This is a genomic window from Ferdinandcohnia sp. FSL W7-1320, from assembly GCF_038050315.1.
Lineage (GTDB): Bacteria > Bacillota > Bacilli > Bacillales > Bacillaceae_L > Ferdinandcohnia > Ferdinandcohnia aciditolerans.
Genome location: NZ_JBBPAM010000001.1, coordinates 4,983,137 through 4,995,259, shown reverse-complemented (window position 1 = coordinate 4,995,259; position 12,123 = coordinate 4,983,137). Strand labels below are relative to the sequence as shown.

At 40.6% G+C, this 12,123-nt stretch carries 4 protein-coding genes; 3 read left to right on the top strand and 1 reads right to left on the bottom strand.

Annotated features, from left to right (window positions below; translation table 11 throughout):
* The first annotated feature begins 334 nt into the window (after positions 1–334).
* Entirely contained in the window at positions 335–3,481 is a 3,147-nt protein-coding gene (locus NST91_RS23955) for an FIMAH domain-containing protein (RefSeq protein WP_341333159.1), read from the top strand.
* Between the two features lie 66 nt (positions 3,482–3,547).
* Here NST91_RS23955 and NST91_RS23950 read toward each other — a convergent pair whose 3' ends face one another.
* Positions 3,548–4,933: an SGNH/GDSL hydrolase family protein gene (locus NST91_RS23950; protein WP_341333158.1), complete on the bottom strand. Its 1,386-nt coding sequence runs from the start codon at positions 4,931–4,933 to the stop codon at positions 3,548–3,550.
* Between the two features lie 651 nt (positions 4,934–5,584).
* Here NST91_RS23950 and NST91_RS23945 point away from each other — a divergent pair.
* Both NST91_RS23945 and NST91_RS23940 read left to right on the top strand, forming a co-directional pair.
* Positions 5,585–8,716: a S8 family serine peptidase gene (locus NST91_RS23945; protein ID WP_341333157.1), complete on the top strand. Its 3,132-nt coding sequence runs from the start codon at positions 5,585–5,587 to the stop codon at positions 8,714–8,716.
* Between the two features lie 363 nt (positions 8,717–9,079).
* Positions 9,080–12,106, top strand: a complete 3,027-nt coding sequence (locus NST91_RS23940) for a fibronectin type III domain-containing protein (RefSeq protein WP_341333156.1) — start codon at positions 9,080–9,082, stop codon at positions 12,104–12,106.
* The last annotated feature ends 17 nt before the right edge of the window (positions 12,107–12,123 follow it).

Genomic DNA, 12,123 nt, shown 5'->3' with positions numbered 1-12,123 from the left:
GAGCTATTATCATAGACTAGTATTCGTTCGAACTATATATAATTGGTTGTAAAATAGGATAATATACCCATTACAACTCTATAGGACCTATGTAGGAGTTTTGATAACCACCCCCTCGACCCCTCCCTCTACCCTTTCTTAAAGACACCATAAAGACAATTTATCGACTTATTATGGACTGTCCCTGTTAGAAGGTGAACTATATAATTAGTTCAAGACTCGGAATTTTCACCTAGGAGAACACCATCAATTCTTTTTTTAGGGGAGGTATGTGAAGTATTCACAAATGAATGCGCTACCATCTTTATTTTTTAAAAACGAAGGGAGATCTACTATGGGGAAAAAACGTTATCGCAAACTGCTCTCAAGTGTCTTAATTGCAGTGTTAATCACCAGTTTCTTTCAATTCAGTGTAAGTGCTGAAGCAATTCAGGACGAGACGGTGGTTGCAAAATTGAATGGTCGTGGTTTTAAAGAGGTACAGAATTTGGGTACGCCTGCTACAGGTGCTGTTGTGACAGATGCTGTATTTGGGAAAGAGAGTGGAGAAGACGTTGTCTACACAACAGCAAATGGAGGATTATTTAATGTCATTGATGTGAAAACCAATACGGTTCTCTTTAATGCGCAACTAGGAAAAGTAAGCCAGGTTTGGACACATATTATTGCTCCTGATGGAACGGTCTACATTGCTGGATTGGCAGAAAGCAATGCGGGTGAACTTTGGAGCTATTCACCAGAAACAAAGTCTGTTAAGAATCTAGGGATTCCGGATGCGAGCCATCAATTCTGGAGCAGCACAGTAGACGACCAAGGAAACGTCTATATCGGAACCTACAAAGAAAAAGAAGGTAAAATCTTCAAATACGATGTCACTCAGCAAAAATTTATTGATCTCGGAAAAATAGATGCCGAGGGTGACGCGAGTTATGTACGATCGTTGACTTACCACGATGGTTACCTCTACGCGGGCCTTGGGGTTACTGGAAGTGTGTACCGCATCAACACGGAGACTCTAGAAAAAGAAAATATCACGAAAAATGTAGCGGATATCATGGGGAGTACACTTGAAGAAATGCAGTTCGCCTATGATATGGAGGTCGCTGGAAACTACTTATTTGTACGATTTAGTGGTGTGAGTGCGATTTTGCTATATGATTTAACGACGCAAGAGTGGGTTGATCAAGTAATCGGTGGTATAAAAGGCGATGGTTCAGAGGACGACTTCGGAGCTTTTGGATATTCTCAACTAGCTGTGAATGATGGCAAAACATATGTAATTAACGAACGCCATATTTTAGAAGTTGATGTAAACACATTAGAAACAAGGGAAACAGGTATACGTTATCCTGCCGGATGGCGAGGTAGTGCATTCGTTGATTTTAGTAACGATGCCACGGATTTACGACTTGTTACGGTCAAAAGAACTGGAGAAATCATGACAGTGGATTTGGACGCTCAAAAAATCATCGATTTACCTTTAGCGATGAATGGGAATGTGCCGATCGCTTTACATAGTCTTGGACTTGGTCCTGATGGGAACCTGTACATGACGACCTACCCAGGGGGACCAAAAGGGGCAAGGTATAACACGAAAACAGGTGAAGTTACGACGTATTCACAAGGCCAAGCAGAGGGCATGATTTCTGGAAATGGCTCTGATATGTACTTCGGAATTTACTCCGGAGCGTCTATTCAGAAGATGAATACAGATACGCTAGAAGTTGAAACACTTTTTAATTTATATGATGAATATGAACAAGACCGTCCATATATCATGAAATTCGAAAATGAAAAATTGCTAATTGGAACCATACCATACTATCAAAAATTAGGTGGAACGTTTACAATCTATGACCCTATTACAGGTGAAAGAGAGACGCATAGAAATGTAGTCCAAGATCAAAGTATTGTAGGGCTTGCTTATAAAGATGGAAAAATCTATGGATCAACTACCATTCGAGGTGGATTAGACATCGAACCAACTGCCAAAAAGGCAAAAATGTTTGTGTGGGATGTCGCAGGTAAGAAGAAAATAACTGAATTTGAATTAGACTTCCCAGAATTGGATGCACCTCCAATGATAAGCGGGTTAACGTTTGATGAAGATGGATTGTTATGGGGAGCCGTCGATGGAATTTTATTTGCGATGAACCCAGATACGTACGAAATTGTAAAATCGAAGAATCTCTATCCAAATATCAAAAATAGAGGAATGTGGCGACCAGTTCATATTTTATTCGGCGATGATGGCTTGCTGTATACGGATATTGGCGGAAAACTAGCCGTTGTGGATCCGAAATCAGACGACCTCAAGCATGTAAGCTTAATCGAATCAGGACCTGAAGTATCGTTTATCGAACTTGCCTATGATAACGAAGGCAATCAAAATATTTATTTTATCGACGGTGACAGCTATTATTTAAAAATGATTCCTGTCATTGATGGTGGGAAACTACCTGTTGTACCTATTTACGAAACCGTTCCCGTTTCATTTGAAAACGAAGGATTTGAAGGAACAATAGGGGAAAACAATTCGATTCCGGGTTGGTCGTCTTTATTTACCGTAACCAGTAATGTTTCATACGGGGTAACGAATGAAAAGGCCAAGACAGGAAACAATTCTTTAAAAATCACGGATAGATCTCAAAATGAAACCGTATTTGTTGTATCAGATCCGATTCCGGTGACAGCTGGTGTGGAATATACAGGTTCAGTTGAAATGTATTTAGAGGATGGCAGTGCAAGCTTCTTCCTCCGTTATTTCGATGCAACGGGTAAGCAAGTTGGGAAGGATGTGGATGGTGTCAATATCATTCATGTTAGGGGCGGACACAAACAGTGGCAAACCGTTCGTGCAACAGTCACTGCACCTGAAAATGCTGTTTCTGTTAGATTGTTTGGAGGAGCTTCTAACTTCTTTACAACGTCAGGCGCCTATTACGATGACTTCAAACTAACGTTTGAGAGAGAAGTAGTACTAGATAAAGTTGTTATTTCGGCAGAGGATACCCTTCTTCAAGGTAAGGAAATGGAAACTGACCTTTCTGTCCTCCTAACAAATGGAGAACAAGTCGATTTAGGTGAAGTTGATGTGGAATGGGTAAGTAGCTCACTTCAGGTTGCTACAGTAGAGAACGGTAAAATTACCGGTAAAAATGCAGGAACTACGGAAATACAGGGAATCGTGACTTATCAAGATGAAGAATATACGTCTAACACAATTACCGTGACAGTTAATGTAACAACAGCTACATTAGCCAAGCAAATTGGAGAGCTTGCGGAATCAAAACAAATCGAACACTCACTAATGAAACAACTAACAAACCGATTAGAACAAGCCCAGCATCATTATGATAAAGGCGATGTGCAGCAAGCAAAAAAGCACTTGCAAGACTTCACGAAGCACCTAAATAATAGTAATGCTGCGAATGATATTAAAGAAATGCTCAACAACAACGTAAATGCAATTTGGGAATAAGCGGGGCGGGACCTGTCCTCTGTCCCACAAAAAAGCCTATCTTTCGATAGAAAGATAGGCTTTTTATTAAGCTGTTCTATTTCTTCTCACGTACACAAACAATAAGGCTGAGCCGAATAGAAGAGTTGCGATTCCAATCGCAAGCATATTATAGAGTGGACTTGCAGTGTTAGGTAGCTTTGGACCTGATTTTGTTTCTGTTTTTTCAGGTGTTACTTTTTGCTCATCCTTAACAGGCTCTTCTTTTTTAGGATCTTCCTTAGGGTCTTCTGCTGGTGGCTCCTCATTCACTGGAGGCTCTTCAACAGGAGGTTCCTCGACCGGCGGCTCCTCTACTGGAGGTTCTTCCACAGGCGGTTCTTCAACCGGTGGAACAATATTTTTCACCTCAATGGAAGCGACCTTCTCCTCACCATTTCCGCTCAACACATAAACTGTGTAGAATCCATTTTCAGTTACTTCAAACACTGGATTGTCTAACGCAATTTCATTACCTTCTGTTTCAAAATCCTCTACAGGCAATTCACCCGGAAGCCATTTTAACTCCAAGACTTCTTCGTGGTTTGTAGCAACATTTATTGTGACAGGGCCTTCAGTAGAATCCGTCGGTGTAGCAGTTAATAGGATTTCCAGTTCAGGAAGTTCTGGCGGCAACAATGAAAGTAATACTTGGTCCGCTAATGCAGCCAATGCCTTTTGGCCATCAACGGTAGGGTGTACATCAGGAAAAGGTAGAATGTAAGCAGCTTGTTTTCCATTATAAGCCGAATAAGCATCTACTAAAAACGTTCCAGGTACACTAGCTGCAACTGGTGCGATTACCTTTTGATTCACATTTGTGATAATCATTTCGCCCATCGTATGTAAATTCGGCACGATTTGTTCGATATGTGCACCAAATGGGTTATAGGCGTTATAGAAGAGAATTGGCGCCTCTTGATTAACCCCACGAATGGCACCCATAATTTGTGCGAGATTACTAGCTAATTGAAGAGAAGCAACTTCAATCTTTTGTGTAATTTCCGCTATTTTTTCTGGCGTTAACGATTGCCCTTCTTTAATGAGCGTCGAAACGTCGGCGGCCTGAAGCAAGTCATTATTTCCAATATTCAACGTAATGACATCAGCTTGAGCGATAGCGGGTAGATACGATGGATCGCTTGTAAACTTGGCTAATAAATCGCTTGAAGTCCAACCGCGATAACTCAAGTTTGTGACATCAAAGCCACCATTTAGTATATAATTTGGAAACGCATGAGTGGATGGTTTTGAAGTGTCTGGATTCTCCCCCTCATATAGATTCCAACCAAAGGTTATTGAATCACCAAGTGCTACTAGAGAGGGCTTGTCCACCGGCCCATCCTCAGCAAACGCCATCGGAGCTACGACAGCCTGAAACAATAAAGCTAGCAAAAACAAAATACTAAGCTTTTTCTTTTTAAAAAATTGCATCTAAAGTACTCCTCCTTTTGTAGTATATTCATAGTCTTTATTAGTTTATTTTTAATCTTCAGAACTATCAATGTAAAACGTTCGCTAAATTCATACAAAATACTACAAAAAACTTTTATTTCCTAAAGTGAAGTTCGACGACATTCTGTGGGACGAGGGACCTGCCCCTCCGGCCCAGACGTGCGAGAACGGAGTTCGAGCGTGGTCTGGGATATTAGGGGGGCAGGAAACTGCACCCGTAATATCCCTCTGTCCCACGGATGCAATTCGAGCATAGTCTGTGGGTAGGAAACCTGACCCTGTGATTCCCCTCAAGCATCAAACTCAACCACCTGTACCCACAGCACTTCATCCCTTTACACTATTGCAGGGTCAAGGGACCTGTCCCTATGACCCATTTATTTATCCTGCGATTGAACTATTACGACAAATTGCAACATAACTCGCTGTTGTTTTGGTTGAATTTTCCTATGACTTTTAGCGCTAGTTCCAGAAATAGTAATTTAGTATAGTGTGAATATACCGAAAATTTTGTATGATTTTGGGGCCGAAATTTTCGTGAGGGGGGACTATTTAGAAGATTTACTAGTCTTGGAATTTCATGGGACAAGATGGCAGGTCTAGTGTCCCGATTTAAAAGGGAGGATGAAAATGGGGAAGAGAATCACGGCATTATTACTAGTTTTACTATTAGCATTTAGCGGTAGCGCGTTTGCGGTTACGGGTGGCATTACGCCAGCTCAGCTAGATGCACAGAAGCCAAAACAAGAAAACACCGATTTAAAAGCGACAAATCTACAAAACATCGATCCTGATCAAGAGGTTCGTGTCGTGGTAGAAATGGAAGGCGATGCCCCGGTTGAGGTAGCAACAAAACAGGGGAAAAAGTACGATAAGCTTTCAAAAGGTCAAAGAAAACAATTAGAGAAGGCTGCAAAAAACAAAAAAAAGACAGCTAAAGATAAAATCAAAGGGAAGAAAATCAACATTAAATATGAGCAAGAATTCGATGCGATTGTGAACGGATTCAGCGGTAAGGTAAAATATGCGGATATCGCTAAAATCGAAGAAGTTCCTGAAGTAAAAGAAGTTTACATCGCAACGGAATACAAAATTCCAAATGAAGAACCAGATATGAAATACAGTAAAGAGCTTGTTCAGGCTCAACAAGCGTGGAGAGACTACGGTTTCAAGGGAGAAGGTATGGTAGTCGGAATCATTGACTCTGGTATCGACCCTTCTCACAAAGACATGATCCTATCTGATAATTCAACAGCAAAACTTACCCAAGCTGAAGTCGGCAGCGACATCTCTGAATTCGATCTTCCAGGTAAGTATTGGAATGAAAAAGTTCCTTATGGTTGGAACTACATGGATGGCAATGATGATATCCTCGACGATGATGTCGACACTGGCATGCACGGAATGCACGTTGCTGGAACAGTAGCTGCTAACGGTGATGAAGAAAACGGCGGCATTAAAGGTGTAGCTCCAGAAGCACAATTACTTGCTCTGCGTGTATTTGGTGAAGGAGTGCCATCAACATATGGCGATATCTACATCAAGGCAATTGATGATGCACTTAAACTAGGTGCAGACGTTCTGAACATGAGTCTTGGATCGACAGCTGGATTCGTAGATTCAGATTCTCCTGAGCAACAAGCAGTTAAGCGTGCGGTTGACAATGGAGTGGTTGTGTCCATTTCAGCTGGTAACTCTGCGCTCTTTGCAGACGGATATTTTTATCCATATGCTTCAAATCCTGATTATGGGGTTGTAGGTTCACCAAGTGTTTCCTTTGATTCGATTTCAGTCGCATCTTTTGAAAATACATTCCTAACCACAGACCAAGCGACAGCTAAAATTGGTGAAGGTGACGCAGAACCGGTTGCATTCTTATCTGCAGGCCAAACACCTCCTGAAGTTGGGACAAGCTTTGAATTAGTTCATGCTGGTATTGGAGCACCTGAGGATTTCGAAGGTAAAGATGTAAACGGAAAATTTGCGTTAATCCAACGCGGTACTTTAGATTTCGTTACAAAAGCTCTAAACGCTCAACAGGCTGGAGCAGCAGGGGTTATCATCTACAACAATACGGATGGAACTGTAAATATGGCATCAGACCAGGCGATTACGATTCCACAATTATTTATGTTAAAAGCAGATGGAGACCGCTTTGCAGCAGCACTTCAAGATGGACAAACTGTAGAAATCGCATTCAATGGTGAAAAAACGTCTCTACCAAATGTGGATTCTGGAAAAATGAGTGCGTTCACTTCTTGGGGTATTACGCCAAACCTTGATTTCAAACCAGAAATCACAGCACCAGGTGGACAAATTTACTCAACGGCTGACCATAATGAATACCAAACGATGAGTGGTACATCAATGGCAGCACCGCATGTATCTGGCGGATCCGCACTAGTATTAGAACGTGTCGACCAGGAATTTGGTCTTCAAAATGCAGACAGATCTAAGTTTGCTAAAAAATTATTATTAAACACAGCAAAACCAGTTGAGTTTGACGGAGCACTTGTTTCTCCACGTCGTCAAGGTGCAGGTTTAATGCAACTTCATGCAGCATTATCAACTCCTGTAACGGTGACGGATTCTACAACTGGCGAAGCTAAGGTAGCGCTTAAAGAAGTAAAAGGAAATACAGTTACATTCACACTAACAGCAGAAAATCACTCTGATGAAGCAGTTTCATATGAAGTAAGTGCAAATGCACAAACAGACACGCCTGTTAATGGAGGCGGTGTGTTAGTATCAGCACCTAACTTATTCGGTGCTACGGATTTAGGAAACATTGCAACAGTTAACGGTCAAGCTACAAGCACAATAGAAGTACCAGCAAACGGTACAAAAACATTTGATGTATCGATTGATGTGAGTGACGTAGATGCAGATTTAAAATCAATTTTTACAAATGGCTATTGGTTAGAAGGTTTTGTAAAATTAACGGACCCAACTGACACAAATCCAGAATTAGTTGTACCATATGTTGGCTTCAAAGGCGATTGGACAGCAGCACCAATCTTTGACACGCCAGCTTGGGATCCGACATCATTCTATGGAAATACAGGTGTTCTAACTCATACGGGTGGAGGCAACTATAATTTCTTAGGTGTCGACCAAGCGACAGGTGATCTTAATCCAGACCTTATCGCGATATCACCAAATGGTGACGGAACAAATGACAGTGCAACTTACCTATTCTCGTTAGTACGTAATGCAAAAGATTTAAAACTAAGCGTAGTAAATAAAGATGGTAAAGTAGTAAAAGAAATCGCATCTGAAGTGGATGTACGTAAGAACTATTATGACGCTGGCAGAGGAACAATGTACTACCTCATCTCCGACTGGACATGGGATGGTACAATGCATAACGGCAAAAAAGCTCCAGATGGTCAATACTTCTTACAAGCGGTTGCGACTCTTGACTATGAAGGTGCAAAATCGCAAACTCTAACATTCCCAGTGAAGTTAGACGTAACAACACCTAAAGTAAAAACAAAGCTAGAAAAAGACGGTAAAACAGTATCAGTCGATGTTTCAGACAAAACAAGTGGCATTGCTTCTTGGACAGTATTAGTAGACGGTCAATCTGTTCTTGAAGCACCATACGTAAACGGTGAAACACAACACGTCTTTGCTGACGCACTAGACAAAGGCCAAACCGTAACAATCGTTGCAGTCGACAACGCAGGTAATGTAACAACAAACGACGTAAAAATCGGAAGCAAAGGCAACAACGGAAACACAGGAAACAAGAAAAACTAAATAATGCGGGGTGGCCCAGCGGTTTGTCCAACCGGGTCCAGGGCTAAGTACCAAGAGGTCTTTTCCCTACCAATAAATTCCATAAAAACTAGCAATCATATCATTGATTGCTAGTTTTTTTGTCTCTTAATCTGCTATAAAACTAGCAATGGCCTAGTTCCAAAAATTGCTATAACGCAATCCTTCCAGATGGAGGCGCAACACCAACTTTGAGTCACGGGGACAGGTCCCTTGTCCCAAATATTTCACCCACCGAAATATGTTAAATATAGGAAAAATTATATATTATTTTCATAGTTGCTAATATATAATAATCTGGATGGTTTTCTATTATTATGGTAATTCCGGTAGGAGGAAGAAAGAATGCGTAATCGAAAATGGCTGCATGTAAGTATGGTCCTAGTATTACTGCTTTCGCTCGTGAGTCCATTGACCATCAGTAAGACTCATGCGCAAAACAAGCTAAGCCAAGTAAGTTTGACAGAAACAGAGAATGGCATTACGTTATCGTGGGAAGCGTCACTCCCACAAAATGAAGAAATCACAAGCTATCAACTTAGTAAAAATGGACAAGCGAACAAAATAGAGCCAACTGTCCAAAATGTAAATGGAGACATCAAACAGTACTCATATGAGGACACAGAAATTGAGCCAAACACCACTTATACATATGAAATCACAGCAGTGACTTCTTCTGAAAATCTACTAACAAGTGAAAAAGTAGTGTTCAATTCTGGAGAACCTCAGCAAGAAAATGGCGAAAAAGCGGAACAGGAAGAAGTAGGAGAACCGACTGAGGCAGCAGAAACGCCAGAAACTCAAGATTCAGTAAAAGCTTCAACTACTCCAGAAACACAGGAACTTGTTGAGCCAACAGAACCGCCTGCAGTGGAAGTTACAAAGGAACCTGTGGTAACAAATATCAAAGTTTCCACTAATAATGGAAACATCCCATGGGAATTTGATTTCTCTATCATAGGAGTTAGTGAAAATGTAACAGACGTCGAATACTACGGTTACTTAGACGATGAGGGTTATTTTGTTGATTTTGACAAAGAGACTAAGAATCTAGAACTACCAATCGGAACCTATGAACTTAACACATACAATGGTTCAACGGACGAAGAGATCACAGCTGAATTCAAGGTGGAAAGTGAGCGCGACTACCTGACAAATCCAATTGAGATTCTTTTAGACGATGAAAAACTAATCATTAAAAAGGAATTGTACGTTGATGGCGTTACAGAAAAGTCCATTTCAATCTCTTGGGAAGAACCATGGGACGAGACGGATTTTGATAAATACCGAGTGTACCTCGATAACGAAGCAGTAGAAACGATTACAGATCCATATTCTACAACTTACACGTACACAGACCTTTTACAAGAAACGGCCTATCAATTAAAAGTTGATATTTTCTACAAGGATGGCACCATTGAGACAATCGAAGCCGAAGCGACTACGACTGCACCACCTGCAGGAGAAAAGGTCACATTTAAAGATGAAAATCTAAAAACGGCCGTCGCGGATGCGTTAAAAATCTATCACCGTGACATCCATGTGGATGATATGAAAAGATTAACATCGCTTGATGCGAGCTATTTAGAAATCAAAGACTTAACTGGACTTGAGCAGGCAACAAATCTTGTAGACCTTATGTTAAGCGGTAATGAAATAAAGGATATAGCACCAATTAAAAATCTGGAACAACTTGTGTACCTTGATTTAGATGTAAACCAGATTTCTAGTATTGAAATCCTAGCAAACTTGGAAAATCTCGATTCAGTTTATGTAGCGTATAACGAACTAGAAGATATCAAAGTGTTGCTTGAATTACCGAATTTAACTTACGCAACTGTGTTTGGAAACCCAAGTCTTGATTTTACAAAAGGATCCGAGGACATGGAAGTCATTAAAGAATTGTACCTAAATGGCGTCTATGTAGAGTGGAGTGACTTTGAGCACGAGATTCAAGTGACGGATGTAACTGAATCTACAGTTGAAGTGGAGTTCAACTTTTCAGAAGTAGTGGATAACATTACAAAGTACATTATCTATGTAAATGGTGATCAAGTTGGAGAAACACCTGCATCCAAGCCATTTTACAAGCTAACAGGTCTTGCACCTTTAACGGATCTTGATATCAGTGTTGAAGGAGTGGACGAGGACGGCTTTATATGGGGAAATGCTTATACGTATGTATCAACGCCACCGACTCCATCAGGCGAACTAGTTCAATTTGCTGACCCAGCTTTAGAAGATGCGGTGAGAGATGCGTTACGCATTCATTCACGTGATATCGTTGAAAGTGATTTAACCATTTTAACAAGTCTTGATGCAACAGACAGAGGCATTACTGACTTAACTGGGTTGGAACAAGCGGTTCATCTTGAGGAATTGACATTAGATTCAAATGAGATCACAAACCTTGAAGCGCTAATAAGCCTATCGAATCTAGCCTATTTATCTGCAATCAACAATGATATCTCAGACATTACTCCATTGAAAAATTTAGTAAACTTACAGATGCTGACCCTTGATTGGAATAATATTGAGGATATTGGCGCTCTATCAGAACTTACAAACCTATTATTTGTATCATTACAGAACAATAAAATAAAGGATATTTCTGCATTAGAAAACGTAAATATCGAGTACCTTAATCTGGGATACAATGAAATTACGGATATTTCTAGTCTGCTAACGTTACCGAATTTAGTGTTTGTACTAATCATGAATAATGCACTTGATCTCACGCCGGGTTCTGAGACACTATCAATCATTAAAGAACTCGAGGAAAAGGAGGTACTTGTATTATATGAATACGTCGATATTTCCATTGATCGAGTTTCAGATTCAGAAATCGAATTAAGCTGGAAGCCTGTCACAACCGATGATTTTGAAGACTTTACCTATATGGTCTTTGTGAATGGGGAAATGGTGATAGAAGAAACAAAGGATACAAGTTACCTATTAAGGGACCTTACGCCTGATACAGAATATACCATCGAAATCATGGGGTATGACGAAAACAACGAGGATCGCTTCATTCTTGGAACAACTTTAGTCACAACAGAAGCTGCGGTGGATGAGCCTGGTGAAGAACCAGGTGAAGAAACAGATCCTGAAAATGGCGAAACACCTGAAGAACAACCAGGTGATGACCAAGACGAAGTAACAACTCCAGGTAAAAATACAGAGAATGGCAACACGCCAAAAGAAACAAACGATAAAAATCAAGACAAAAAGAACGACAACAAGAAAAACGATGACAAGAAGCTTCCGAAAACAGCAACAGATAGCTACAACATACTATTATTTGGCCTGCTGTTACTTGGCGCTGGAATCATTGCCTTTACTGCAACACGCAAGAAACAAGCCATAAAATAAACATAAAGCCCTTTGCG

Coding starts and splice junctions, on each gene's coding strand:
- NST91_RS23945 (WP_341333157.1), top strand. CDS start 5,585: ATGGGGAAGAGAATCACGGCATTATTACTAGTTTTACTATTAGCATTT.
- NST91_RS23950 (WP_341333158.1), bottom strand. CDS start 4,933: ATGCAATTTTTTAAAAAGAAAAAGCTTAGTATTTTGTTTTTGCTAGCT.
- NST91_RS23940 (WP_341333156.1), top strand. CDS start 9,080: ATGCGTAATCGAAAATGGCTGCATGTAAGTATGGTCCTAGTATTACTG.
- NST91_RS23955 (WP_341333159.1), top strand. CDS start 335: ATGGGGAAAAAACGTTATCGCAAACTGCTCTCAAGTGTCTTAATTGCA.